23 protein-coding genes are annotated in these 25,320 nt (G+C 71.0%); 12 read left to right on the top strand and 11 right to left on the bottom strand.

Translation table 11 applies throughout. The annotated features are described in order from the left end of the window. Positions 1 to 36: 36 nt before the first annotated feature. Positions 37 to 519: a MarR family winged helix-turn-helix transcriptional regulator gene (locus tag ACFYQA_RS17780; protein ID WP_386395419.1), complete on the bottom strand. Its 483-nt coding sequence runs from the start codon at positions 517 to 519 to the stop codon at positions 37 to 39. A gap of 301 nt (positions 520 to 820) precedes the next feature. On the opposite strand from ACFYQA_RS17780, the gene pcaH reads away from it, so the two are divergent. From pcaH to pcaD, 4 genes are read left to right on the top strand one after another with little or no spacing between them, the layout of a single operon-like run. Continuing rightward, complete coding sequence (gene pcaH / locus ACFYQA_RS17785) at positions 821 to 1,621, top strand: protocatechuate 3,4-dioxygenase subunit beta (RefSeq protein ID WP_388918183.1); 801 nt, start codon at positions 821 to 823, stop codon at positions 1,619 to 1,621. A gap of 5 nt (positions 1,622 to 1,626) precedes the next feature. Next, complete coding sequence (gene pcaG / locus ACFYQA_RS17790) at positions 1,627 to 2,232, top strand: protocatechuate 3,4-dioxygenase subunit alpha (protein WP_388918186.1); 606 nt, start codon at positions 1,627 to 1,629, stop codon at positions 2,230 to 2,232. After that, positions 2,229 to 3,605: a 3-carboxy-cis,cis-muconate cycloisomerase gene (gene pcaB, locus ACFYQA_RS17795; RefSeq protein WP_388918189.1), complete on the top strand. Its 1,377-nt coding sequence runs from the start codon at positions 2,229 to 2,231 to the stop codon at positions 3,603 to 3,605. The genes pcaG and pcaB overlap by 4 nt, the downstream gene beginning before the upstream one ends. After that, on the top strand, positions 3,602 to 4,729 hold the full coding sequence (gene pcaD, locus ACFYQA_RS17800; RefSeq protein ID WP_388918192.1) for a 3-oxoadipate enol-lactonase: 1,128 nt from the start codon (positions 3,602 to 3,604) through the stop codon (positions 4,727 to 4,729). The genes pcaB and pcaD overlap by 4 nt, the downstream gene beginning before the upstream one ends. A gap of 330 nt (positions 4,730 to 5,059) precedes the next feature. On the opposite strand, the gene ACFYQA_RS17805 is transcribed toward pcaD, so the two are convergent. Continuing rightward, positions 5,060 to 7,774, bottom strand: coding sequence for an ATP-binding protein (locus ACFYQA_RS17805; RefSeq protein ID WP_388918195.1), 2,715 nt, complete (start codon positions 7,772 to 7,774; stop codon positions 5,060 to 5,062). Between the two features lie 388 nt (positions 7,775 to 8,162). Here ACFYQA_RS17805 and ACFYQA_RS17810 point away from each other — a divergent pair, with 388 nt between their 5' ends. Beyond that, the gene (locus ACFYQA_RS17810) at positions 8,163 to 9,164 is read left to right on the top strand and encodes a DUF2510 domain-containing protein (RefSeq protein ID WP_388918197.1); all 1,002 of its coding nucleotides are present in this window, start codon (positions 8,163 to 8,165) and stop codon (positions 9,162 to 9,164) included. A gap of 158 nt (positions 9,165 to 9,322) precedes the next feature. Here ACFYQA_RS17810 and ACFYQA_RS17815 read toward each other — a convergent pair whose 3' ends face one another. Then, positions 9,323 to 9,937, bottom strand: coding sequence for a TetR/AcrR family transcriptional regulator (locus ACFYQA_RS17815; RefSeq protein ID WP_388918199.1), 615 nt, complete (start codon positions 9,935 to 9,937; stop codon positions 9,323 to 9,325). 257 nt (positions 9,938 to 10,194) lie between these two features. Here ACFYQA_RS17815 and ACFYQA_RS17820 point away from each other — a divergent pair, with 257 nt between their 5' ends. Both ACFYQA_RS17820 and ACFYQA_RS17825 read left to right on the top strand, forming a co-directional pair. Further along, a complete protein-coding gene (locus tag ACFYQA_RS17820; protein WP_388918202.1) occupies positions 10,195 to 10,434 on the top strand; it encodes a hypothetical protein in 240 nt (79 codons plus the stop codon). Beyond that, a complete protein-coding gene (locus tag ACFYQA_RS17825; RefSeq protein ID WP_388918423.1) occupies positions 10,431 to 11,546 on the top strand; it encodes a DMT family transporter in 1,116 nt (371 codons plus the stop codon). The genes ACFYQA_RS17820 and ACFYQA_RS17825 overlap by 4 nt, the downstream gene beginning before the upstream one ends. A gap of 39 nt (positions 11,547 to 11,585) precedes the next feature. On the opposite strand, the gene ctaD is transcribed toward ACFYQA_RS17825, so the two are convergent. The 4 genes from ctaD to fdxA form a co-directional block, all read right to left on the bottom strand. Next, positions 11,586 to 13,277, bottom strand: coding sequence for a cytochrome c oxidase subunit I (gene ctaD / locus ACFYQA_RS17830; RefSeq protein WP_388918426.1), 1,692 nt, complete (start codon positions 13,275 to 13,277; stop codon positions 11,586 to 11,588). 148 nt (positions 13,278 to 13,425) lie between these two features. Next, entirely contained in the window at positions 13,426 to 13,890 is a 465-nt protein-coding gene (locus tag ACFYQA_RS17835) for a hypothetical protein (protein ID WP_388918205.1), read from the bottom strand. An 18-nt stretch (positions 13,891 to 13,908) separates the two neighbouring features. Then, positions 13,909 to 14,604, bottom strand: a complete 696-nt coding sequence (locus tag ACFYQA_RS17840) for a helix-turn-helix transcriptional regulator (RefSeq protein WP_388918208.1) — start codon at positions 14,602 to 14,604, stop codon at positions 13,909 to 13,911. Beyond that, entirely contained in the window at positions 14,601 to 14,927 is a 327-nt protein-coding gene (gene fdxA / locus ACFYQA_RS17845) for a ferredoxin (RefSeq protein ID WP_386395437.1), read from the bottom strand. The genes ACFYQA_RS17840 and fdxA overlap by 4 nt, the downstream gene beginning before the upstream one ends. A gap of 78 nt (positions 14,928 to 15,005) precedes the next feature. Here fdxA and ACFYQA_RS17850 point away from each other — a divergent pair, with 78 nt between their 5' ends. Then, positions 15,006 to 15,782: a DUF2249 domain-containing protein gene (locus ACFYQA_RS17850; protein ID WP_388918211.1), complete on the top strand. Its 777-nt coding sequence runs from the start codon at positions 15,006 to 15,008 to the stop codon at positions 15,780 to 15,782. An 85-nt stretch (positions 15,783 to 15,867) separates the two neighbouring features. On the opposite strand, the gene ACFYQA_RS17855 is transcribed toward ACFYQA_RS17850, so the two are convergent. Then, on the bottom strand, positions 15,868 to 16,293 hold the full coding sequence (locus ACFYQA_RS17855) for a hypothetical protein (protein WP_388918214.1): 426 nt from the start codon (positions 16,291 to 16,293) through the stop codon (positions 15,868 to 15,870). 181 nt (positions 16,294 to 16,474) lie between these two features. Next, positions 16,475 to 17,311: an IclR family transcriptional regulator C-terminal domain-containing protein gene (locus ACFYQA_RS17860; RefSeq protein ID WP_388918217.1), complete on the bottom strand. Its 837-nt coding sequence runs from the start codon at positions 17,309 to 17,311 to the stop codon at positions 16,475 to 16,477. Between the two features lie 258 nt (positions 17,312 to 17,569). Here ACFYQA_RS17860 and ACFYQA_RS17865 point away from each other — a divergent pair, with 258 nt between their 5' ends. Genes ACFYQA_RS17865 through ACFYQA_RS17880 form a run of 4 tightly spaced genes read left to right on the top strand, consistent with a single transcriptional unit; the run spans position 17,570 to position 21,019 of the window. Then, positions 17,570 to 18,544 carry an ABC transporter substrate-binding protein gene (locus tag ACFYQA_RS17865; protein WP_388918220.1) on the top strand — a complete coding sequence of 325 codons (975 nt, stop codon included), beginning with the start codon at positions 17,570 to 17,572 and terminating at the stop codon, positions 18,542 to 18,544. Next, the gene (locus ACFYQA_RS17870) at positions 18,541 to 19,314 is read left to right on the top strand and encodes an ABC transporter permease (protein WP_388918223.1); all 774 of its coding nucleotides are present in this window, start codon (positions 18,541 to 18,543) and stop codon (positions 19,312 to 19,314) included. The genes ACFYQA_RS17865 and ACFYQA_RS17870 overlap by 4 nt, the downstream gene beginning before the upstream one ends. After that, positions 19,311 to 20,126, top strand: a complete 816-nt coding sequence (locus ACFYQA_RS17875) for an ABC transporter permease (RefSeq protein WP_388918226.1) — start codon at positions 19,311 to 19,313, stop codon at positions 20,124 to 20,126. The genes ACFYQA_RS17870 and ACFYQA_RS17875 overlap by 4 nt, the downstream gene beginning before the upstream one ends. Before the next feature lie 20 nt (positions 20,127 to 20,146). Then, positions 20,147 to 21,019: an ABC transporter ATP-binding protein gene (locus tag ACFYQA_RS17880; protein ID WP_388918229.1), complete on the top strand. Its 873-nt coding sequence runs from the start codon at positions 20,147 to 20,149 to the stop codon at positions 21,017 to 21,019. Here ACFYQA_RS17880 and ACFYQA_RS17885 read toward each other — a convergent pair. Together ACFYQA_RS17885 and ACFYQA_RS17890 are read right to left on the bottom strand one after the other, a co-directional pair. Next, positions 20,991 to 23,162 carry a discoidin domain-containing protein gene (locus ACFYQA_RS17885; RefSeq protein ID WP_388918232.1) on the bottom strand — a complete coding sequence of 724 codons (2,172 nt, stop codon included), beginning with the start codon at positions 23,160 to 23,162 and terminating at the stop codon, positions 20,991 to 20,993. The two genes, ACFYQA_RS17880 and ACFYQA_RS17885, sit on opposite strands and share 29 nt — an antisense overlap. A 447-nt stretch (positions 23,163 to 23,609) precedes the next feature. After that, the gene (locus tag ACFYQA_RS17890; protein ID WP_388918235.1) at positions 23,610 to 25,262 is read right to left on the bottom strand and encodes a glycoside hydrolase family 13 protein; all 1,653 of its coding nucleotides are present in this window, start codon (positions 25,260 to 25,262) and stop codon (positions 23,610 to 23,612) included. Positions 25,263 to 25,320 lie beyond the last annotated feature (58 nt).

Here is a 25,320-nt window from a genome sequence, read left to right on the forward strand (position 1 = left end):
CAGGATCAGCGGGACGCCGGATCAGCGGCTGCCGGATCACCGGGACGCCGGATCACCGGGGTCCCGGGCCACCGGCTCGCCGGGGTGGCGCAGTCCCTCGGCCGCGTCCGCCACCCGCCGGATCAACGCGAAGAAGGCGGCCTGCTCCTCGGCGTCCAGCGGGCCCAGGAAGACCTGGTTCATCCGGGCGGTGCGCACCGCCAGCCTGCGGTGGGTGCGCAGGCCGTCGTCCGTGAGCCGGAGCAGGAAGCGGCGGCCGTCCTGTGGGTCACGGACCTTGCCGAGCAGTTCCCGCCGGATGAGCCGGCCGATCACCTCGGCGATGGTGGACCGGTCGAGACCGACCCGCTCCCCCACGGTGCGCTGGTCCAGGCCCGGCTCGGCGACGAGCGCGTTGAGGACCGCGAACTGCGGGGAGGTGATCTCCTCGGAGACCATCGTGTTCCACAGCAGGTGGTGCGCCTGCTGGAGCCGCCGGGCCAGGTGCCCGGGATGGGTGGTGAGGTCCACCGCGGCCATGTACGCCCCTCACTGCCGATGCCGTCGGTCCATTGCCGCAGTCCGTTGCTGCGATGCGTTGCCGCAATTCGTTGGTGTACTGAACAATACCCGCGCAGGACCGACCCTGTCTGCGGTACGTGACGACATCGACGCAGGGTGCAGCAGGGTATTGACGCTCCCGTCCAACGGTGGCAGCGTGAAGGAACTGCTGCGAAAATACTCAGTGCCCTGACTAATTCGGGGCTGACGACGCAGACTGACGACACAGACCGACGACGCGCGTCCGGCCGACGGGGCCGGAAGGGACGGGGTACCTCGGATGGACAGGGTGGTGGCCTCTGTGACGAACGTTCTCACTCAGCACGACATCGACCGGGAGATCGCGGCCGAGCACGCCGCGTACGAGAAGCGGGTGGCGAGCGGTGCCCCGGTCGAGCACCATCCACGCCGCGGCTACCGGCCGTACCGTTCGTCGGTACTGCGCCACCCCCGGCAGCCGGCGATCGCGGTCGACGCGACCAAGGACCCCGAGCTGGTGGAGCTGTCCTCCCCCGCCTGGGGCGAACGGGACGTCACCGAGACCGACAACGACCTCACCCGGCAGCACCCCGGTGAGCCCATCGGTGAGCGAATAACCGTCTCCGGGCGGCTGCTGGACCGCGACGGCCGTCCCGTGCGCGGCCAGTTGGTGGAGGTCTGGCAGGCCAACTCGGCCGGGCGGTACGCCCACCAGCGCGAGCAGCACGACGCACCGCTGGACCCGAACTTCACCGGCGCCGGCCGCACCCTCACCGACACCGAGGGCTTCTACCGCTTCACGACCATCCAGCCGGGGCCCTATCCGTGGCGCAACCACGTCAACGCGTGGCGGCCGGCGCACATCCACTTCTCCGTCTTCGGCACCGCCTTCACCCAGCGGCTGGTGACGCAGATGTACTTCCCGAACGACCCGCTGTTCCCCTACGACCCGATCCTGCAGTCGGTGACCGACGACGCGGCCCGTCAGCGGCTGGTGGCGACCTACGACCACAGTCTGTCGGTGCCGGAGTTCTCCCTCGGCTACCACTGGGACATCGTGCTCGACGGCCCGCGGGCCACCTGGATGGAAGAAGGGCGCTGACCGTCATGACGAAGATCGACACGGGCACTCCGGAGAGCGTGCTGCCCACTCCCTCGCACACCGTCGGCCCCTTCTACGGCTATGCGCTGCCGTTCCGCGGCGGTGAGGACATCGCCCCGGCCGGCCACCCGGACACCGTCACCGTGCACGGCTACGTGTACGACGGCGAGGGCAACCCGCTGCCGGACGCGCTGCTGGAGGTGTGGGGGCCGGACCCTCAGGGCAACCTGGCGACCGCCGACGGTTCGATGCGGCGGGACCCGGCGAGCGGCGACTTCCTGGGCCGCAACGGGGTGGAGTTCACCGGCTTCGGCCGGATCCAGACCGACGCCGACGGGCACTGGTACGTGCGCACACTGCGGCCGGGGGCCCGGGGGCGAAACGCGCCGTACCTCAGTCTGTGCGTGTTCGCCCGGGGTCTGCTGACGCACCTGTTCACCCGGATCCACCTGCCGGACGACGAGGCCGCGCTCGCGGCGGACCCGCTGCTGTCCCGGCTCGGCGCGGACCGCCGTGACACGCTGATCGCGAAGGGCGAGGGGCGGGGGACGTACCGTTTCGACGTCCGTCTTCAAGGCGAGGGCGAAACGGTCTTCCTGGAGTTCCAGTGACATCGGCCGGTGCCGGCACCGGTCTGCTCGCCCCCGGGTGGGCCGGTTCCCGGGCCGCCGCCGAGGCCGGGGACGGCGCCGTCCTGCGGGCGCTGCTCGACGCCGAGGCCGCGCTGACCCGGGCGCAGGCGGCGGCCGGGCTCGCCCCCGCCGAGGCGGCGGCGGCGGTCACGGAGGCGGCCGCCGACCCCGGACGCTTCGACCTCGCGTCCCTCGCCGAGCGGGCGCGGGGCGGCGGGAACCCGGTGATCCCGCTGGTCGCGGATCTGACCCGGGCGGTGGGCGAGCCCCACGCTCCCTATGTGCACCGGGGGGCGACCAGCCAGGACATCATGGACACCGCTCTGATGCTGGTGGCCCACCGCGCCCTCGGCCCGCTCCTCGACGACCTCGAGCGCGCTCAGCGGGCGCTGTCCGGCCTCGCCGCCGAGCATCGCGACACGGTGCTGCCGGGGCGCACGCTGACCCAGCACGCGGTGCCGACGACGTTCGGGCTGAAGGCCGCCGGGTGGCGCTCCCTCGTGCTCGACGCCCGTGACCGGGCAACGGCCGTACGCGTCTCGCTCCCCGCCCAACTCGGCGGCGCCGCCGGAACGCTGGCCGCGTTCACCGCGTACGGGGCGACGGACCCGACCGTGCTTCCCGCGCTCTACGCCCGGGAGCTCGGACTGTGCCCGCCCGCTCTCCCCTGGCACACACTGCGCACCCCGGTCGCCGATCTCGCCGGCGCCCTCGCCTTCACCGCCGGGGCCCTGGGCAAGCTCGCGGCGGACGTGCTCACGTACTCCCGCACCGAGATCGCGGAACTCTCCGAGGGCAGCGGCGGCGGGTCCTCGGCGATGCCGCACAAGGCCAACCCGGTGCGTTCGACGCTGATCGCGGCTGCGGCCCGACAGGCGCCGCAGCTCGCGGCCACGCTGTACGGCTCGCTGACGGCCGAGGACGAACGGCCGGCCGGTGCCTGGCACGCCGAGTGGGAGCCGCTGCGGGAGCTGCTGCGTCTGGCCGGCGGCGCGGCCCGGGACGCGGCCGAACTCACCGGTGGACTGCGGGTGCACGCGGACATGATGCGCGAACACCTCGGTCTGACCCATGGGCTGATCGTCTCCGAGCGGCTGTCCGCCGAACTGGCGCCCCTCCTCGGCCGCGGCCGGGCGAAGGAACTGCTCACCGGTCTGGCGCGGCGCGCGTACGCGGAGGGCCGCGACCTCGGAGCGCTGCTCGGTGAGATGCTCGATGAACTGCTCTGCGCCGAACCGGAGTTGGCCGAGCGCCCGGAGTGGAAGAGCTTCGACCTCTCCGCCGCGACCGACCCCGCCCGTTACACCGGCTCCGCCGGACCTCTCACCGACCGTGCACTGGAGCGCTCGTGACCGACACTCTCCTCAACCACCGTATCGAAGGACCCGGTTCCGCTCCCCCGCTGCTGCTCGGCCCCTCGCTGGGCACGTCGTACGCCCTGTGGGACAAGGTGGCGCCCGAGTTGTCGGTCACGCACCGGGTGGTCCGCTGGGACCTGCCGGGGCACGGCGGTTCGGCGGCCGGACTGATCGGCCCCGGCGCGAGTGTCGGCGATCTGGCGGATCTGGTGATCGCGCTCGCCGACTCGCTCGGCATCGAGCGGTTCGCCTACGCGGGGGTGTCGCTGGGCGGCGCGGTGGGTCTTGAGCTGGCCGTGCGGTATCCGCAGCGGGTGTCGTCGCTGGCCGTGATCTGCTCCTCGGCGCACTTCAACGGTGCGAAGGCGTGGGAGGAGCGGGCGGCGCTGGTGCGGAGCGAAGGCCTCGCGGAGCTTGCGCAGAGCGCGGACTCCCGCTGGTTCACGCCCGGTTTCACGGTGCCGGAGCTGGTCCGTGACCACCGGGACGCCGATCCCGGGGCATATGCCGCCTGCTGCGACGCGCTGGCCGCGTTCGATCTGCGGGACCGCCTCGCACGGATCGGGGCGCCGACGCTGCTGGTGGCCGGCCGGGAGGATCCGGCGACGCCTCCGGCGCATCTGCGCGAGATCGCCGACGCGGTGCCGGGAGCGGGGCTCGTCGAGATCCCGGGTGCCTCGCATCTGGCGCCGGCGGAGCGCCCGGAGGCGGTGCTGACGGCGCTGCGGGCCCACTTCGGCGGGGATGCGGCGAGCGGGATGCGGGTACGGCGCGAGGTTCTCGGGAACGCGCACGTGGACCGGGCCCAGGCCCGGCAGACGCCGTTCACGGCGCGGTTCCAGGACTTCATCTCGCGCTACGCCTGGGGCGAGGTGTGGACCGATCCGACACTCAGCCGCCGCGAACGCAGCATGATCACGCTCACCGCCCTGGTCGCGCACGGCCACTACGACGAACTGGCCATGCACGTCCGCGCGGCACGGCGCAACGGGCTCACTCCGGAGGAGATCGGGGCCGTCCTGCTGCAGACGGCGGTGTACTGCGGAGTCCCGGCGGCCAACTCGGCGTTCGCCACGGCCCAGCGGGTGCTGGCGGAGGAGTCCGAGGGGCCGTCGTGACACGCTGCCGGTCCAGGGGGCGACGGGCAGGGACGGGCCCGGGACGACGGGACGCCACGGCCCGTCAGCGTGCGGGCCGTGCGCGCCCTGCCCCGCACGGCGGCCGGTGAGCGGGCCGGGCCTCTCCTGTCGGTGACGGCGGCGACGGCGGTTACTTGGGTGACGACGTCCGCTGTCGTCGGGGCACTGTGGACCGACACCGGTCGGGGCGCGGACCCGCGGCCGACCGGGCGTCCCGGGCAGGCCCTCACCGCCGGCCCCCACCGGGAACATGCGGGTGCCGCTGCGCCTGGTGGCCGAGCGGGACGCGGTCGGCGGTGAGCCCGCGGGTCACCGGGGCCGACTGCACGGCTCTCCTCCCGGGGCCGGGGCCCGGCCGGTCGCCGTGGCCAGTTCGGCCTCGGCGCGGGCGGCCAGGCCGTCCGCGCCGCAGGAGCGTGCGAGCGCCAGGCCCCGCTCCAGGTCGGCCCGCGAGCGGGCGAGGATGCCGTACTCGACACGGGCCGCCGCGTGTTCGTACTGGCAGGGTGAGGACTCCAGGTAGGTGACGGCCTGGCCGGCGAGCCGCACCGCCCGCCGGCCGGTCTCCAGCGCGGCGGCGCAGCGCAGGGCCTCGCCTATGGCGGTGTCCGTGCCGAAGCGCTCGGCCCTGCTGCGGTACTCGACGGCGAGCCGGGCGGCACGGGCCGGGTCCTCGGTGGCGAGGACCCGGGCGAGGTCGGCGGCCCAGAACAGGTGGACGGGGTTGTGGTGGCCGCGGGAGGCTGCCGCCTTCTCGGCGGCCTCCAGTTCGTTGATGCCGTCCTTCGTACGGCCGACCGCGAGCAGCAGTCTGCCGCGCACCGAGCGGGGGTCGGGCAGCACGATGGTGGACGGGTAGGGCGGCGCGAACCCGTACCGTTCGGCGACCTCCCAGGCCTCGTCCACATGGCCGCGGACGAGCAGGGTGTCGACCAGGTTGCAGGTCGCCGTCCAGTACAGGGGCAGGCCGCGGCCCACGCGTTCGGCCAGGCGCAGGGATTCGCGCAGCGACTTCTCCGCCGCCGCGAGGCGGCCCCGCCTGCGGTGCGCGAGACCGGTGTAGGCGTGGGCGAGGACCAGATGGCCGCCGCTCCAGCCGGCTGTCTCGTAGGAGCGCAGGGCCTCGTTGTAGAGGCTTTCGGCGCGGTCGAGGCGGTCGGTGTAGGCGTACGTGCTGGCCAGCATCAGCAGCAGTTCGACGCCCCACTCGGCGTCGGTCCAGCCGAGGCCGGGCGCCAGACAGCCGTTGACGAGGACGCGGTCACTGCTCTCGGCGACCACTTCGGCGTTCTCGCCGCGCATCATGGCGTCGAAGCCGCGCAGAATGAGCAGCGCGCGTTCTGAGTTGTCCCGGCCGGTGCAGGTGGCGGCGAGGGTGGCGAGGCGTTCGGAACGGCCCGGAGTGGTGGTCTCGCCGGCGTGGATGCCTTCCCACATGAACTGCACGGCCTGCAGCCGCATCCGGGCGGGGCCGGGCTCCAGCCGCGCGGCCTCCTCGTCGACGGTGCGGACGGCCTCCTCCATCTGGTTGTTGTGCAGCAGCGCCTGGGAGAGCCGGACCACGGCGTCCACCCGTGCGTCCCCGTCGAGGCCGGACATGTCCAGTGCGGTCCGCAGATGGCCGATGGTCCGGGCGGGCGCGGTGAGGAAGGTGGCGCAGCCCAGTTCGTAGAGCACGCGCGCGTGAATCTCGGGGCGGGGTGGTTCCTCCAGGGCACGCTCCAGGCAGCGGCGGGCGGCGTCCGGGGCGCCGACGGCGAGGTGTTCACCGGCGGCGTCCCGCAGTTGGCGGACGAGTTCCTCGTCGTCGTCCGGGTGCACTTCGAGGAGGTGGCGGGAGGCGGACGCGGCGCCGCGTCCGGAGTCGGTGACGATCCGGGCGGCGATGCCGTGCATGGCGCGGCGCAGCGCGTCGGGGATGGAGTTGTAGACGGCGGTGGCGATCAGCGTGTGGACGAACTCGAGGTCGGCGGGCCCGGTGCGGCCGGTGCCGGGGTCGGGGGCGGTGAGGATACGGTCGCTGCGCAGCCGCTCGGCGCAGCGGACGGCGTCGTCGTGGTCGAGGGTCGCGAGCTCGGCCACCAGGTCGACGGTGATGCCACTGCCGAGGATGGCGGCGGCCCAGGCGAACCGGGTGGCGTCTATGCCGAGCTCTTCCAGCCGGGCGACGACCCCGCCACCGCGGGCGGAGCGGTTCAGCGCGCGCAGTTCACCGGCGTTCGCCTCGACGGGTTCGAGTTCGCTGTCCCGGACCTTGGCGAGGAGTTCCACGGTCTCGTAGGGGTTGCCGCCCGTGACGGCCCACACCTCGCGGCAGAACGCGGCGTCCGCGTTCTCGCCGAGGGTGGCGCGGGTGAGGCCGGCCGCGGCGGGCGGGGTCAGCGCGCTGAGGACGGTGACCGGGTGCTCGGTCGCGGCGGCGACGGCGTCCAGGTGGCGGGCGCTCACCCCGGAGATGTCGCCGGGCCGGCGGGCGACCACGACGAGCACGGGCAGGTCGGCCAGGCTTTCCGTGAAAGTGGAGAGCCAGTTCAGGGTCTCCTGGTCGGCCCAGTGGGCGTCGTCGATCGTCAGTACCAGCGGCCGGTCCCGGCAGGCCAGCCGGCGCACGGCGGCGACCAGGCCCTCACAGACGCCCTGCGGGTCGGCGTGCCGGTCGCCGGGCTCGGCTATGCCGAGGGCGGGGCCGGCGATGTCGTACCAGTCGCCGAGGTGCTCGCGGGCCTCCTCCGGCAGCATCGACACCAGCGTGGGCTGGAGGAGCTGGCGTACGACGTTGAACGGGACGGTGCGCAGGGTCTCGCCGCCGCGGGCCGACCACACGGTGCAGCCGCGCTGTTCGGCGATGCGCCGGGTCTCGGCGAGCAGCGCGGTCTTGCCCAGCCCCGACTCGCCCCGCAGCACCAGCAGGCTGCCGGGCGAGGAACGGTCCGCGCACAGGGTGTCGACCACCGCGGTGATGGCGGCGATCTCCTCGTCCCGCTCCCAGAGAGAGGTCGATGCCGTGGGCCGCACCTCCGTCATTGCGCTGCCTCCCCAAGTCGCCCGAACGACGTACCGGCGTCGAGCGTAGTCCTCCGAGAGCCCCGACGGAGCGGTACCGGCCGGGCTCTTGCCGTGACGGGTGACACCGGGTACGGGGGTCGACGCACCCTGCCTCTCATCAGGGACCCGACGGTCAACACCTGTCAAGGGAAGGGAAAGTGATGGAGTGTCGGATCTTTTCGGCAGGTACAGGGGCAGGGGCGGAGGCGAGTCGGGGGGCCGCCCGGGCATCCTGACTCCCGGGGGCCGGGGGCCGGGATGCCCAGGCACGCTCACGGGGCACGCATTCGCGGCCCGCAGAACCTCGGACTCCGAACTTACGGACCTCTCTCATCCCTCTTTCACCGACGCCTCATACGGTGGGGGCATGACGCAGGCGACTCCTCCCGGGTGGTATCCCGACCCCGGGCAGACGAATGACGGACCGGCCACCGAGCGCTGGTGGGACGGTACTGCCTGGACGGACCAGGTCCGGCCGACGGGATCGGCACCCGCCTGGGAGCCTCCCGCACCGGTCACGGCCGCCGGACCGGCGTATCCGGCCCAGCCGGTGTACCCCGCCTACCCGGCGCATCCCGGGTATCCCGGGGTCGTGCAGTCCGGTCCGGGCTCCGGCCGGAGGCGCGGGCTGCTCATCGGAATAGCCGTGGCGGCGGCCGTCGCGGTGCTGGCGAGCATCGGGGCCGGCGTGTACGCGCTGACCGACGACGGCGGGAGCGACAGCTCCACCGCCTCGCAGGCACCGGGCGGACGGGACGGGGGCCCGGAAAGAGGTCCCGAGGGCGGTCCGGGCGATGAGGACCCCGACTCGGACACCTCTGAGCCGCCGCGGGTCGAGAGCGGGTCGGTGACCGACGGGCTGAGTGGAATCAGCCTGCCCATCCCGGACGGCTGGTACGGCCAGGAGGGCCAGGTGGGCGCCCAGATCATGTCGGAGGACACGTACGACTGCCCCGGCAACGCCTCCAGCACCTGCACCAAGGGCGGCGCGTACTCGGCACCGGCACTGGCCCTCGGCACCCGCGGCTCCACCGCGGAGGCGGTCGCCAAGGCGGACATCTCCGCCAACGCCGAGGAGTCGTACGGCGGCGATTCCTACGGGAGGATCAGCTCGCACGAGGTCCTCGAGTCGAAAGCGGTGACCGTCGCCGGGCAGAAGGGCTACCTGGTGCGCTGGAAGGCGGTCACCAGCAAGGGCTCCGACGGGTACGTCCAGTCGCTGGCCTTCCCCTCCCCCGCGCAGCCCGAGCAGATGGTCGTCATCCGCTTCGGTCTGGACACCGACCAGAAGCAGTCCGTCCTCGACGACATCACCAAGGGCATAGAGAAGGCGGAGAGCAGCGGCCGCGGCAACGGCCAGGACGTCTGAGCCCACCACCCCGATGTCCCCCCGCCGGGAAGACGGCCGGGTGGGGCTCCCCTCCGCTCAAGGGGAACCCCGCCCGGCCGGTGATGCGCCGCCCCCGTCCCCACGGTGCGGCGCGGTCAGGTAGCCGCCCGGTCATCCGGGAACGGCGGTACCTGGTCTCATTCGAGGCCGAGTGCCGGCAGTACGGCGGCCTCGACGAACCGGAGCAGATAGTCCGGATCGGCGTTCTGTCCCTCCAGAAGGGGCCACACCCGCAGCACCCCGAAGAACTGGGCCGGGATGTACTCCAGCGCCGGGTTCTCCGCGGAAACCTCACCGCGTTCGACCCCACGCCGCAGAATCGCTTTCAGAGCGGCGATCTCCGGTTCGACCAGTGCTTCGCGCAGTGCCTGGGCCAGCTCCGGGTCCTGCGTGACCGCGTGCCCGAGTGCCTGTAGCAGCGAGGTGCCCTCCGCCGACCACGCGCCCGCGCTCCGGGCGGCCTCGCGCAGGTCCCCCGCGAGAATGCCGGTGTCGATGCCGGTGAAGCGCGTCTGCCCGCTGGAGCGCAGGGCCGCGGCGACGAACCGGGGCTTGGTCTGCCACTGCCGGTACAGCGTGGACTTGCTGCACCGTGCCCGGGCCGCGACCCCGTCCATGGTGACGGCGTCGTAGCCGCACTGCCGGATCTGTTCCAGAACCGCGTCGAAGAACTCCTGCTCACGCTCGGGCGTGATCTTGGAGCGGCGTGAACTGCCGACCGGTTCCGGCTGGTCCGCGGCCTGCGACGTCATCGGCTCGGCTCCTCGCTCCTGGGACGGGTCCTCCGGGGTGCCGGCTTGCCCGTGCGCCTGCGTCTCCTACCCATCGATACGCGAGCGTACCGGAACGGTTCCGTATCGGTACACTCGCGTATCGGTACTTGCTCGTATCGGTACGGATGCGTTTCGAATCGGACCCGCACCGGCGAAGGCCGGCACCACAGCGCGACCCGGCACCACCACTGCCACCAGCACCACCTCAGAACCAGCGTCGGCGAAAGGGCCGGGGGATGAATGCCCGCAGCGAGCCGCCGTCGGCAAGGCCCGACGCACCGGCGGCGTCCGGTGCGTCGGCGCGCCCACCCCTCCTGCGTGAGCTCCTGCTCGGCACCGCCCTCGCGGTCCTGTGCCTCCCGCACCCGGCCCGCCGGCCTCCGAGCGCGCCCACCGTGCCGGCGAAGAGCGACGAGGCTGAGCAGACCGACGAGGCGAGGGCCGGGGGCGAGGAACTCGTGGGGGCGTGCCGATGAGCGCGGTCCTCGTCGCCGTCGCCCTGTCCCTCGTCTCCGCCGTCGCCTACGCGACTGCCGCGGTCGCCCAGGAACGGCTGGCGTCACGGTCCCCCGGCACCGGTGCGCTGCGGCTGCTGGGCAGCGGTGCCTGGTGGTGGACGGTCGTACTGAACGCCGCGGGCGCGCTGCTGCACGTCGTGGCGCTCGCGTACGGCCCGCTGACCGTGGTCCAGCCGCTCGGCGCGCTCACGCTGGTGACGGCCGTGCCGATGGGGGCGTGGGTCGCGGGACGGCGGGTGGGCCGAATGGAGTGGCGGGGCACGGTGTTCACCCTCGCCGGTCTCGCGGCGATCCTGGTCACCGCGTCGGGGCCGGCACCGGACGACACACTGTCCATGGCCGAGGCACTGCTGGTCGCGGCCGCCACGGCCGCCCTGATCGGCGTACTGGCGCGGCCGGGCGCCCGGCCCGGACTGCGGCACGCGACCGCGTCGGGCATCGCCTCCGGGGTGGCTTCGGCGCTCACCCAGACCGTGACGGTGGCCGTGACGGACCGCTCGGGTCCGCTGCTCGACGTCCGGGTGATCGGGGTGGTTCTGCTCGTCGCCGTGTTCGCGGCCGGCGGGCTGTTGCTGTCCCAGACCGCCTACCGCAGCGGGCTGGGCGCCCCTCTCGCGATGGTGACCCTGACGAATCCCGTGGCCGCCGCGGTGATCGGACTCTGCCTGCTCGGCGAGCGGTTCCGGGGCGGCCCGACGGGGGTGCTGCTCGCCCTGACCGGCGCGGCGCTCGCGTCATGGGGCGTGCTCCTCCTGACCCGGGCGACATCACGCACGGGCCGGCAGGAGCATGCCGCGCCGGGTCCGGCGGGGCGTGCTGCCGCGAGGAGGTCCGCGGTGGAACACCCTGCGGGCCCCTCTCCTGTCCCCTCCGCGGACCTCCTCGCGGGCCCTCTCGTGACGGATCGCCCCGTGGCCGCCGTCCTCACCCCACAGCCCGGATCGGCGGCGCCCGAACTCGTCCCGGTGCCCCGGCCTCCTGCACCCCGCACCGGAGCACCTCACGACGCCGTTGTGGCCGGTCGTCGGTCCGTGGCGAGTGCCGGACCGCTGAGCCCGGAAGCCCGTTGACGACGCACCTGGAAGGCGGCAGCCGGCCGTCGGGCCGCCTCAGCTTTCCCTCCCACGCTCCGCCTCCGGCCCCTGCGCCCGCGCGTGTCCCTGTTCCCGCTCGATCGCGAGGATGTCCGGGTGGTGCAGGTCGAAGGCCGGGGACTCGGAGCGGATCCGCGGCAGGGCGATGAAGTTGTGCCGCGGCGGCGGACAGGACGTCGCCCACTCCAGCGAACGGCCGTACCCCCACGGGTCGTCGACGCCGACCTTCTCGCCGTACTTGGCGGTCTTCCAGACGTTGTAGAGGAACGGCAGCACGGACATGCCGAGCAGGAACGAGGCAATCGTGGAGACGGTGTTCAGCGCGGTGAAGCCGTCGGCCGCCAGGTAGTCCGCGTACCGGCGGGGCATGCCCTCGGCGCCCAGCCAGTGCTGGATGAGGAAGGTGCCGTGGAAGCCGGTGAACAGCGTCCAGAAAGTGATCTTGCCGAGTCGTTCGTCGAGCATCTTGCCGGTGAACTTCGGCCACCAGAAGTGGAATCCGGAGAACATGGCGAAGACGACGGTGCCGAACACCACGTAGTGGAAGTGCGCCACGATGAAGTACGAGTCCGTGATGTGGAAGTTCATCGGCGGCGAGGCCAGGATGACACCGGTCAGACCACCGAAGAGGAACGTGACGAGGAAGCCCGTGGTCCAGAGCATGGGCGTCTCGAAGGACAGGCTGCCCTTCCACATCGTGCCGATCCAGTTGAAGAACTTCACCCCGGTCGGGATCGCGATCAGGAGGGACATGAAGGAGAAGAACGGCAGCAGGACGCCACCGGTGGCGAACATGTGGTGCGCCCACACCGTCACCGAGAGACCGGCGATCGTGATGGTGGCGCCGATCAGGCCCATGTAGCCGAACATCGGCTTGCGGCTGAAGACCGGAATGACCTCACTGACGATGCCGAAGAACGGCAGCGCGATGATGTACACCTCCGGGTGACCGAAGAACCAGAACAGGTGCTGCCACAGCAGCGCCCCGCCGTTGGCCGCGTCGAAGACGTGCGCGCCGAACTTGCGGTCCGCCTCCAGGGCCAGCAGGGCCGCCGCGAGCACCGGAAACGCGAGCAGCACCAGAACCCCGGTGAGCAGCACGTTCCAGGTGAAGATCGGCATGCGGAACATCGTCATGCCCGGGGCGCGCATGCAGATGATCGTGGTGATGAAGTTGACCGAGCCGAGGATGGTACCGAAGCCGGAGAGCGCCAGACCCATGATCCACATGTCGCCGCCGATGCCCGGGGAGTGCACCGCGTCCGACAGTGGTGCGTAGGCGAACCAGCCGAAGTCGGCGGCTCCGTCCGGGGTGAGGAAACCGGCCACCGCGATCAGTGAGCCGAACAGGTAGAGCCAGTAGGCCAACATGTTCAGCCGGGGGAAGGCGACGTCGGGGGCGCCTATCTGCAGCGGCATGATCCAGTTGGCGAAGCCGGCGAACAGCGGTGTCGCGAACATCAGGAGCATGATCGTGCCGTGCATCGTGAACGCCTGGTTGAACTGCTCGCTCGACACGATCTGCAGTCCTGGACGGGCCAGTTCGGCACGCATCAGGAGTGCCATCACACCGCCGACGATGAAGAACACGAAAGACGTGGTGAGGTAAAGCGAGCCGATCGCCTTGTGGTCGGTCGTGGTCAGCCACGCCACCATTTTCCCCCCGCGGTTTCGGCGCCCGGGTGGACGCCATGCGGTGGTGACGATGGTTCCGGTACTGCCCGTAGTTGTCACTGCGACCTCCTGAGGTCACGGGAAGCCCGGCGGCCGGCGTGGCGTCGGCGGCTCAGGGATGGAACTCGGTGGCTGGAACGCAGGGGACGAAACTCATAGGCTGGAGCACACGGAGCGGAACTCAGACTGCGAGAAGCAGGATGCCGGGGATCAGAATGCCCAGGACCAGGATGCCAGGGATCAGGAGCGGGACCGTCATGATGGCCTCGAACGCCACGTAGTACCAGTGGGCGTGGGAGCGGGGTGGTTGCTGCCCGGCGGGTGCACGGTCGGAGCGTCGGTTGAGCCGGGCCCGGATCACACCGAGTCGGCCTGCCGGCACCACGGCCACCACGGCCACCACGGCGACGAGCACGACCACCGAGGCGCTTGACCCGTCAACTGCCACGACAAAAAGGGCAGTTGACGCGAGGACGGTCTCGACGAGGTGGGGCGTCCGGAAGGCGACGCGGCCGATGCCGAGGCCGATGGGGAGGGCCGCACCCTGCGCCCGGGACTTCAGCGGCGCCCCGGGGAAGGACATCACCAGCACCGTGCCGAGCCGGATGACGGCCGCGCCTGCCAGGGCGGCCGATACGGAGTCCACTGCTGGACTGCCCTTCTCCTACGCGGCACGCGTAGGGACGAGATGGGCGTGGCAGACGTCGGGTTCGGCGAACGGCTCGAGCCGTCCGGCGTCGACGGGCGCGCGCAGTTCGGCCAACGCGCCTTTCATCATGCCCAGATGGAGCGGGCAGACGATCTGCCGGTACTCCTCGGCGAGTTCCAGGAAGGGGCAGTGCCGCAGACGGATGAGGTCGGGCACGTCACCGGGTTCTTCGGTGGTCACCGGCTCGAAGCCGAGATCGACGAGGAGGCCGACCAGCCGGTCGACCGCTTCACGGTCGGTCACGGTGTGGAAGGGCGGGGCGGATTCGATCAGATGCTGCCCCCAGGCCCGGCCCGCCTCGACGGCGGCGGTCTCGGCACCGGATCCGGTCGACGCGAGCCGGCTGAGCAACATCCGGGCCAGCAAACGGTATTCGCGCCGCCCTCCTCGGTCCATCCCTGGGCGGGGCGCGTAGACGGCACGAGGCCGCCCCGGTCCGGACGACGCCTCCAGCGTCCGCTCCACCGCCCCGCGCGTCACCAGCGAGTCGAGGTGAAAGCGTGCCGTGTTGGCGTGGACCCCCACCCGTTCGGCCACTTCACTGACACCGAGCGGCCCGCCCGCGGCACGCAGCACATCGAGCACGGTACGGCGGCGAGGGGTCGCCGGATCACTTCCGCCGACACCGCCATCTCGCTTCACGGTGGTCACTTCGCCCCTTCCTGAGGCGGCAGGGCGGCGATCAACGGGTGATCGTGCTCGATGAGCCCGAGCTTGGAGGCCCCGCCGGGCGAGCCCAGTTCGTCGAAGAACTCGATGTTCGCCTTGTAGTAGTCCTGCCACTGTGGCGGGGTGTCTTCCTCGTAGAAGATCGCCTCGACCGGACAGACCGGTTCGCAGGCCCCGCAGTCGACACACTCGTCCGGGTGGATGTACAAGGACCGCCGGCCCTCGTAGATGCAGTCGACCGGGCACTCGTCAACGCACGCTTTGTCCTTCACGTCCACACAGGGCTGGGCGATCACGTAGGTCACAGCGTCCTCCTACCCGAATTTTTACGAATCCTACATGTAAGAATGATGCCCTCGCGACGTCATGAAAGGAGGACGCTCGTGACACAGTCATCCGGCGTCTTCATCCAGTCGACACAGACCGATCCCGTGGTCCGGGCAGGGGCCGTGATCCGGACGGAGTACGAACGGCTGCACACCCTGCTCACCCCGCTGGTCGAGCCGCAACCGACGGCCGGCGCGGGGAACGGAGAAAAAGACGGCACAGGAGACGCCGAGGGCGCACCGGACCGCGTCACGACCGCGGCCACGGGCGTCGTCGGCGAAATCCGCCGCCATCTCACGGCGTCGGCCGAGACGTTGCACGCCGCCGCCGCGCACGCGCCCGAGAGCCGGCTGCTGGTGAGCGCCCTGCGCATCACCCGGTCCGCCCTCGACCGGCACGTCGACGCACTGGAAACCGCCGGAGACAGTGCGTCCGCGGCGGCCGCCGCACAGCGGGTGGAGGCAGTCCTGTCCGTCCACCGAGCAGTGGAGGAGGACATCCTGCTGCCCGCCCTCGCGGCGCTCCCCGGCGGCGCACTTCCGCCCCTCGTCGCCGACTACGAGACGCTCCTGCGAGGCGGCAGCCTCGATATGTCCGCCGTCATCGACGTACGTCCGATCCCCCGCGAGCAACGGCACCCACTCGTCTTCGCCCGGTACGCCCGCCTCACCCCGGGCGGGGCGTTCACCCTCGTCAACAACCACGACCCCAAACCGCTGCACAAGCAGTTCGAGGCCGCCCACCCGGGCGCGTACACCTGGGACTACGTGGAACAGGGACCCGCCAAGTGGCAGATCCGCATCGGCCGACCGAAGCACCAGCCCTGCACGTGACCGCCCTCCCCGGCCGACCGGCTCGCGCCCCGAAGCCGCGGCGCGAGCCGGTCGGCCGGCGAACTCGGTCAGCCTGCACGCTCGGTCACCGCCTGTCGCGCGTCATCTCGTCGACGACGAACCCGATCCCGACCCCGAGCATCCAGACGTCCTTGGCCAACGGAATGCCCTGCTGGGTCGGCCGCAGGCTGCCTTCCTCACGCATCCCCGGCGTACGCAGGTACATCCCCAGCAGCGCCGACGAGAACGCGGCCAGCCCTGCACCTGCCACGACCGTGGGGACGACGGGCAGCAGCAGGGCGGCGCCCAGCGTGATCTCCCCGGCGGAGAGCAGCCGGGCGAAGGTGGCCGCCGGCGCTTTCTCGAGGAACGGATACGTGTTCTTGGCCATCCCGTGCAACTGGGCGGCCGTCTCCTCGTCGACGACCCGCTTGGACAATCCGGAGTTGAGGATGAACACCCCCATGGCCAGACGGGGCGCCACGTGCCTGAGTTCGATGGGCAGACGCATGAGAACTCCCGGTCGCTGTGCAGCGCAGTGTTGTCCACCCTAGGACGCACCGGCTCTTCCGGCAGGTCGAGGGCCAACGGCGGTCCGCCCGTGCTTCAAGGCGTGCACGCGCGGTTCAAGACCCTCCATGCGTGGTGCGTGACCGTTCACCCGTCTCTCCCCGAGACATTCCCACTTCGCATCACCCCCGGCTCGGTCCGGTTGCGGCCCCGTTTCCGTTTCCGTGGGAGACGGCCCGTGCCGGTCCGGTGATCCACAGGTCCGCCTCGATCCGCGCGACGGTCGCCAGCAGGTGCGGCAGCAGGTCCCGGCGGACGGACTCCACGGAGTTACGGCCGGCGTGCACCGCGATGTTCACGCCGGCCACCACCGTGCCGTCCCGGTCCCGCACCGGGGCGGCGACCGACCGCAGGCCCTCCTCCAGTTCCTGGTCGACCAGTGCGTACCCCTGGCGGCGGACCCGGACCAGTTCGGCACGCAGGGCGCGCGGCGAGGTGAGGGTCTGGGAGGTGTTCGGGCGCAGGTCTGCGCGGTCGAGCCAGGCGTCGATCCCGTCGTCCGGCAGATCTGCGAGCATGACCCGGCCGACCGAGGTGAGGTGGGCGGGGAAGCGCGTGCCCACCGTGATGGCCGCGCTCATGATGCGCCGGGTCGGGACGCGGGCCACGTAGACGATGTCGTCGCCGTCCAGGACGCACAGCGACGACGACTCCCTTACCTGCGCGACGAGTTGTTCCAGATGAGGCTCGGCGATCTCCGGCAGCGTGAAGCCGGCGAGGTAGGAGTAGCCGAGCTCCAGTACGCGCGGGGTGAGCCGGAAGAGCCGGCCGTCGGTGTGGACGTAGCCCAGGTCGGCGAGCGTGAGCAGGAAACGGCGGGCCGTCGCCCGGGTCATCCCACAGGCGCGGCCGACCTCGCTGAGGGTGAGCTGCTGATGGTCGGCGTCGAAGGCGCGGAGTACGGCGAGGCCGCGCTCGAAGGACTGTACGAAGTGCGGTCCGCGGATCTCAACAGTCATGTGGCCTCCGGAATGACGTACGAGTGTACGCGGTGCGCACGCTACGAGCAGGCGATGGAGGGTGTCAACGAGGTGACCCCCGGCGAGTGTCCGGAGCGTCGGCCGGTGAACGACGTGGTTGAACACAGAAAAACCCGTCCGTGCAGGGGGATTGACCGGCTTTCAAGAGGAGCCCTAGGTTCCCCCTGAGCACAGGCGTTCTGTCTGCGCACAACTCTTCTGAGCACCTCACCCCAGTCCCACAAGGGGGACCCCTTCATGCGTCGTCGTCTGCTCATCGGCCTCACGGCCGCTTCCGTCCTGGTCACCGTGACCGCGTGCGGCTCGTCCGACGGGAGTGACACCTCCGGCTCGGACGCCTCGTCCGGCGGCACCACCGAGGTGAAGGTGGGCCTCATCCCGATCGTCGATGTCGCGCCGTTGTACCTGGGCGAGAAGAAAGGCTTCTTCAGCGAACGCGGCCTGAAGCTGTCGATCTCCAGCGCACAGGGCGGCGCGGCGATCGTGCCCGGCGTGGCCAGCGGTCAGTTCGAGTTCGGGTTCTCCAACACCACCTCGCTGCTGATCGCCCAGTCCAACAGCGTGCCGGTGAAGGGGGTGGCGAACGGCAACGCCTCGACCGGCGTGCAGGGCGAGGACTTCGCCGCGATCACCGTCAAGGGCGACAGCCCGATCAAGTCGGCGAAGGACCTGGAGGGCAAGAAGGTCGCCGTCAACACGCTGAAGAACACGATGGAGCTCGGCGTACGCGCCTCGGTGATCAAGTCGGGCGGCGACCCCGACAAGGTGAACTTCGTCGAGATGGCCTTCGATCAGATGCCCGCCGCGCTCGACGGCGGACAGATCGACGCCGCCATGGTGGTCGAGCCGGCGCTGGCCACGATCAAGGGCCAGGGCGGCCGGGAGATCGCGTCGCCCATGGTCGACATCGCCCCGGACCTCACCATCTCCCTGTACTTCACCTCCACTCAGTACGCGCAGAAGAACCCGGAGGTGGTGAAGAAGTTCCAGGAGGCCACCGCCGAGTCCCTCGCGTACGCCGACTCCCACCCGGACGAGGTGCGCGAGATCGTCACCACGTACACGAAGATCCCGCCGGCCGTACTGGAGCAGGTGACCCTGCCGAAGTGGCCGACCGACCCCAACCGCGCCTCCATCGAGCAGCTGGTGAAGCTCGGCAAGGAGGGCGACCTGTTCAAGCAGACGCCCGACCTGGACAAGCTGCTCCCGTGAGGGGCGAGAACGCCGCGCTCGGTGCGGCCGGGCTCGCCGGCTTCCTCGTCCTGGGCGAGTTGATCCCGCGGCTCGGCCTGGTCAAGCAGGAGTACTTCCCGCCGATCAGCCGGATCGTCGAAGCGCTCGGCACGGAGGTTGGGGACTCCGCCTTCTGGACGGCGCTCGGTGACACCCTCACGGGCTGGGCGCTGGGCCTGGCGATCGCGGTCGTGGCCGGGATCGCCGTCGGTGTGCTCCTGTCGGTGGTGCCGTATCTCCGCGAGGCGACGGCGTCCACCATCGAGTTCCTGCGCCCGATCCCCTCGGTCGCGTTGATCCCCCTGGCGGTGCTGCTCTACGGCACGGAACTCCAGTCGGTGCTGCTGCTCGTCGTGTACGCCGCGTTCTGGCAGGTCCTGCTCCAGGTCCTGTACGGCGTGCGGGACGTCGACCCGGTCGCCGAGGAGACGGCACGCTCGTACGGGCTCGGCACCTGGGCGCGGGTGCGGCACGTGATGTGGCCGAGCGCGCTGCCCTACGTCATGACCGGGGTGCGGCTGGCGGCGGCGGTGGCGCTGATCCTCGCCATCACCGCCGAACTCGTCATCGGGGCACCGGGGTTGGGCGCGCGCATCGCGGTCGCCCAGACCTCGCAGGCGGTACCGGAGATGTACGCGCTGGTGGTGGTCACCGGGCTGCTCGGGCTGCTGATCAACATCGCTGCCCGGACGGTCGAGCGGCGTGCTCTGGCCTGGCACCAGTCGGTACGCGGGGAGGTGGCGGTGTGAAGGGGACACCTGGCCGGACCGGGTCGAGCGCCTGGGTGCGGCTGCTGCGGCAGCTGGTCTTCGTGTTCGCCCTGCCCGTGGTCCTGGTGGCCGTGTGGTGGGTGACGTCGGACGGCAGCCAGGACGTGTACTGGCCGCCGCTGCGCACCATCGTGGAGGCGTTCTCGGACGTGTGGACCGCCGAGCGGTGGCGCGGTGACGTGCTGCCCAGCGTGCTCAGGCTCGCGGCGGGCGTCGCGCTCGCCGCCGTCGTGGGCATCGCGCTCGGCACGGTCATCGGTTCCTACCGGCGGGTGCGTGCGGTGTGCGAACCGGTGCTGGAGTTCCTGCGGGCCGTGCCGCCACCGGTGCTGATTCCGGTGATCATGCTGTTCGCCGGCATCGGCGACACGATGAAGATCGTCGTCATCGCGAGCGGCTGTGTGTGGCCCATTCTGCTCAACACCGTCGAGGGGGTACGGGCCGTCGACTCCGTGATGTCCGAGACGGCCCGCTCCTACGGCATCACGGGCGTCGCGCGGTTGCGGAACCTGGTGCTGCCGTCGGCGAGCCCGCAGATCTTCGCGGGTCTGCGCCAGGCCCTGTCGATCGGCATCATCCTCATGGTGATCAGCGAGATGTTCGCCGCCAGCAACGGGCTCGGCTTCACCATCGTGCAGTTCCAGCGGAGTTTCGCGATCCCCGACATGTGGACCGGCATCCTGCTGCTCGGTCTGCTGGGCTTCGCCCTGTCGGTCCTCTTCCAGTTGGCCGAACGGCGGGTGCTCGCCTGGTACCACGGCCTGCGCGACGCCACCAGGGGGTCGTCGTGAAGCTCGAGAAAGGAGGGTCCATGCTCGACGTACGCGGCCTGCGAAAGGTCTACGAGGGTTCTGGACGCCGTATTGAAGCGGTCCGCGATCTCACCTTCACGGTCGAGGCGGGTGAACTGGTCTGTCTCGTCGGCCCGTCGGGCTGCGGCAAGACGACCCTGCTGAAGTGCATGAGCGGGCTGCTCGCACCGACGTCCGGCGAAGTTACGCTGGCCGGGCGGAAAGTGGACGGGCCGCCGCCCGGGATGGCGTTCGTCTTCCAGGAGTACGGGCGCAGCCTCTTCCCGTGGATGCGGGTCGGTGCGAACGTCGAACTCCCGCTGAAGCAGAAGGGCCTGAGCGCGGCCCGGCGCAAGGAACTGGTGGCCGACGCCCTGGAGTCGGTGGGACTGGCGGATGCCGCCGGAGCATATCCGTGGCAGCTGTCCGGCGGTATGCAGCAACGGGTCGCGATCGCACGGGCGTTGGCGTACGAGCCCGATGTGTTGCTGATGGACGAGCCGTTCGCCGCCGTGGACGCGCAGACCCGGGCCGATCTGGAGGACCTGGTGCGCCGGCTGTGGCAGGAGCGGTCGATGACCGTCCTGTTCGTCACCCATGACATCGACGAGGCCATCTACCTGGGCGAACGGGTGATCGTGCTGTCCAAGTCCCCCACGGTGGTTCAGGAGCAGCTGAAGGTCGACCTCCCGCGGGAGCGGGACCAGTTGACCACGCGGGTCACCCCGCGCTTCGCCGAGCTGCGGACCCATGTGTACGAGCAGATCCAGGCGGCGAAGCGGGGGGCGGTGGCGGCGCCCGAGGCCGGCAAGGAGGCCGAGGTCGCCAAGGCCGTCGGCACGGCCGGGGGCATCCCGGTGGACGTCAGGAAAGATATGCCTCCACTTCGCTGAACTGGGCGGCCGGCCAGCCGGTGTTGCCGGTGACGTGCAGCCGGAGGTGGCGCAGGTCGGTGCCGGCCGGCAGGTTCACGGTGACCGTGTTGCCGGTGGCCGGGTCGAAGCGGTAGTCCCTCGCGGCGGCGACCGTCGTGTAGGTGGAGCCGTCGGTGCTGCCCTGCACGGACAGGGTCTGGGTGCGGGCCTGCCACGCGGTCTGCGGCGGAAGTTTCAGCACCAGGCGGCGGACTGCCCGGCTGGAGCCGAGGTCCACCGTCAGGGCCTGGGGGAAGGCATGGTTGGCGGATTCCCAGTAGCTGTTCGCGTCTGCGTCGACCGCCCTGCCGGGCGTGTAGACGTCCTGGGATCCGGTGGCCGTGACCGTGCGGCCCCGGGCGAGGTTGCGGTCCGGGTCGGGGGCGGGGTTGCCCTCGCCGGGCTCCGGCCAGGTGGAGCAGTCCGACCAGGTGTTGTTCCAGCCGGAGTTGCCACCGCCATCGGTGATCGTGAAGGCGCCCGAGCCGGACGGATAGGGGCAGTTGTAGACACCGGCCGAACCGACGCCGGTGGCGGTGACACCGCGGAACGTGGCGACGCCCTGCGTCTCGGCCTGGACGACGACCGTTCCGGTCCTCTCGACGGTGGCGCCGTCCACGGTGATGTTCTTCGCCGCGTACCCGCGTCCGCTGCCGGAGACGAACTCGAAGGCGCTGTACGGGCTGTCGGTGACGGTGGTGTCGGTGATCCTGACCTGTGCCTCGATGGCGCTGTCGTAGGAGTCGACGCGCAGCGCGCCCATGGGATGGTTCCAGTTGGGGTTCATGGCGCCGGTGCGGACCAGGGTGTTCCCGGAGACGGTGATCGTGCCGGCCAGCGGGTGGAACGGGTCGAGGAATTTCTGGTTGGAGATCGCGATACCGCTGCCCAGTGCGTTGGTGTCGGCGATCAGGTTGTCCTTGACGGTGATGTCGGTGCCGCCGTAGATCGCGATGCCGTTGGCGAGGTTCGGCTGCGAGACGGTGTTGTTCTCGAAACTGCTGTTGGTGTTGGGCGCGTTCAGTGACCACATGGCGAGCGAGTCGTCGCCCTGGTTGCGCAGGAAGTTGTTGCGGACCCGGACCCCCTTGGCGGTGCCGTTGAGGTTGAGGCCGTCGGCGGTGGTGTCGAGGATGCGGTTGTTCTCGACGACCAGGTTGTCGTTGTTGCCGGTCAGCCAGAGGCCGACCTTCAGGTGCTGGAGCCACATGCCGGAGACCGAGGAGTTCGGGCCGAGGGAGCCGTTGACGAAGTTGTCCGGGTGGGAGTCGACGCGCTCGGTGACCTCACCGATGACAGCGAAGTCCTTGATGTGGACGTTGCCCGCGGAGTTCGACTGGTCGATGAAGCGTGAGGAGCGTACGACCGAGTGCCAGTGACCGGCGCCCTGGAGGGTGACGTTCTGGACGCCGCTCAGGGCGGAGGTGAGCCGGTACTCGCCCGGCGGGATCCATACCACCCCGCCCCGGGCGGCGGAGACGGCCTCCCGGAACGCCTGCGTGGAGTCGCCCTGGCCGCTGGGGTCGGCGCCCCTGTCGGTGACGGAGACCGAACCGGCCGGCCTGGCGGCGGGTTCGGCGACCTGCTCGAAGTCGGCGACGTCGACGGTGACCTGGACGCCGGTGGCCTGGAGGGCGACCTTGTCACCGGCCCGCACGCTCCGGTCGAGGAGCAGCCGGGAGTTGGCGAAGAAGTGGTGGGTCCTGGCGCCGGCGATCCAACTGGTGTCGACGTAGGAATACTTGGAGGTCACCGGCAGGGTCTTCGTCAGCTTCTCGCCGTTGACGTAGACGTCGAGCGAGCCGGACTGGCCGTCGGGGACGTTGTAGGCGACGTTCACGGCGTTGGCCGAACGCGGCACCGTGAACTCCACACGCTGGCCGCTGTTCAGGCGTACCGCCCGGCGGCCGGACGCCTCGGAGGCAAGGGTGCCCTGGGTGTGGTCGGGTCCGACTCTCGAACCCGTGGTGGTGGCGGACTCGGCCTCGGCCGAGGTGAAGGGGAGGGTGGCGCCCGCTGCGGCGTGGGCGGGTGCGGGCGCCAGGGCGACGAGCATGCCGGCGGCCAGGGCGACGACGGCCCCCAAGGTCGGCATGCTCCGGACAGTTCTGGTGCTGCTCATGTGCTGATCCCTTCGTGGTGGGGGTTGTCAGCTGCTTGCCGGGAAGTGCGCACGAGGGCGGTGTAACTCGATCGTGTGATGGTCGGCTTCCGGGCTTGCGGCGTCGTGGGCCGTCCGGGTTAACGTGATCGTGCGATCTGGTAACGCTGGGTACGGTGCCGGTGAGCGGGGCCCCTGCTCCACCGGAGTGATGGTTCAGGGCCTCCCCGTCACCTCTGGCCTTACCCAGTGGCCGAGTCGCGCAGGGAACCGGCCTCCCGGGCTCGGACCATGCACAGGATGCGTGTCGCCGCCCCGGGGTCGAGTACGCCGGTAACCAGTGCGCCCAAGACCGTTCGGGGCGTGCGGCTGAGCAGACTCACTGCTGCTCAGCCCAGAGGAACGGTGCGGGGACAGCGGTGCGTGGGGAGAGCAGTCCATCGGGCAACGAGGGCGGGGGGCGGGTATCTACGTACGGAGCCAGACGGCCGTGTCCTTCGGCAGCCGGTTCCCGGTGTCGAGGGGTCCGCTGGCGAGGAGGATCCCGGCGTGCTCGGGCAGGCCGGCCGGGGTGTCGGCGAGGTTGACGAGGCACCGCAGGCCGTCGGCGCGCTCGAAGGCCAGGACGCCGTCGGGCGCGGGGAGCCAGGTGAGCGGGCCCGTCCCGAAGGCGGGGCGCAGTCGGATCGCCCGGCGGTAGAGGGTGAGCATGGAGCCGGGGTCGTCCTGCTGTCGGTCGGCCGCGTACGTCGCCCAGTGGTCCGGTTGCGGAAGCCACGGTGTGTTCCGGGACCCGAATCCCGCGTACGGTTCCTTCGCCGCCCACGGCAGTGGCACCCTGCACCCGTCCCGTCCCGGATCGGTGCCCCCCGAGCGGGCGTGCATCGGATCCTGGATGTGCTCCCGTGCCACCTCCGCCTCGGGGAGGCCCAGTTCCTCCCCCTGGTACAGGTAGACCGTGCCGGGCAGCGCCAGTGACAGCAGGGCCGCGGCGCGGGCGCGCCGGGTGCCGAGGGCCAGGTCGGTCGGGGTGCCGAAGGTCTTGGTGGCGAAGTCGAATCCGGTGTCCGAGCGGCCGTAGCGGGTGACCGTACGGGTCACGTCGTGGTTGCACAGCACCCAGGTGGCGGGCGCGCCGACGGGGGCGTGCTCGGCGAGCGTCTCGTCGATGGAGGTCCGCAGCCGTCCCGCGTCCCAGGGGCAGGTCATGAAGGAGAAGTTGAACGCCGTGTGCAGTTCGTCGGGGCGCAGATAGCGTGCGAAGCGTTCCGCGTCCGGCAGCCAGACCTCGCCGACGAACACGGCGTCGTACTCGTCGGCGATGGCCCGCCACGCCCGGTAGACGTCGTGGAGTTCGTCCCGGTCGACGTACGGGTGCGGGCCCGGGCCCTCGACGAGGTCCGGCAGCAGGGGGTCCTTGGCCGGCAGGGCGGCGGAGTCGATACGGACACCGGCCACGCCCCGTTCGAACCAGAAGCGCAGGATGTCCTCGTGCTCCTGGCGGACCGCGGGATGCGCCCAGTTGAGGTCGGGCTGCTCGGGAGCGAACAGGTGGAGGTACCAGTCGCCGTCGGAAGCAACAGGGCCCGAAGGGCCTTCCTCGGAAGGGCGTTGGTGGGAGACGGGCAGACGGGTCCAGGCGGGGCCGCCGAACTCCGACGTCCAGTTGTTCGGGGGCAGTTCGCCGTGCTCGCCGCGGCCCGGCCGGAAGTGGAACAGGTCCCGTTCGGGCCCGCCGGCCAGGGCGGCACGGAACCAGGCGTGCTGGTCGGAAACATGGTTGGGCACGATGTCGATGATCGTGCGGATGCCGAGTTCCCGCGCCTCGGCGATGAGTTTCTCCGCCTCGGCGAGGGTGCCGAAGGCCGGGTCGACCGTCCGGTAGTCGGCGACGTCGTAGCCGCCGTCCTTCATCGGGGACAGGTACCAGGGGTTGAACCACAGCGCGTCGACACCGAGTTCGGCGAGGTACGGCAGTTTCGCCCGGACTCCGGCGAGGTCTCCGGTGCCGTCGCCGTCGCCGTCGGCGAAGCTGCGGACGTACACCTGGTGGATGACGGCGGAGCGCCACCAGTCGTCGTCGCTGTGGTCGTCGCTCCGGGCAGGGGCGGGCTGTCCCACGGTGCGTGCCTTTCTCTTCGGTGGACGGGTTCGATGTCGGCCCTCGGGGCCGTGCCGG

This window comes from Streptomyces sp. NPDC005774 (assembly GCF_042871645.1).
In the GTDB taxonomy this organism is placed as follows: domain Bacteria; phylum Actinomycetota; class Actinomycetes; order Streptomycetales; family Streptomycetaceae; genus Streptomyces; species Streptomyces pratens.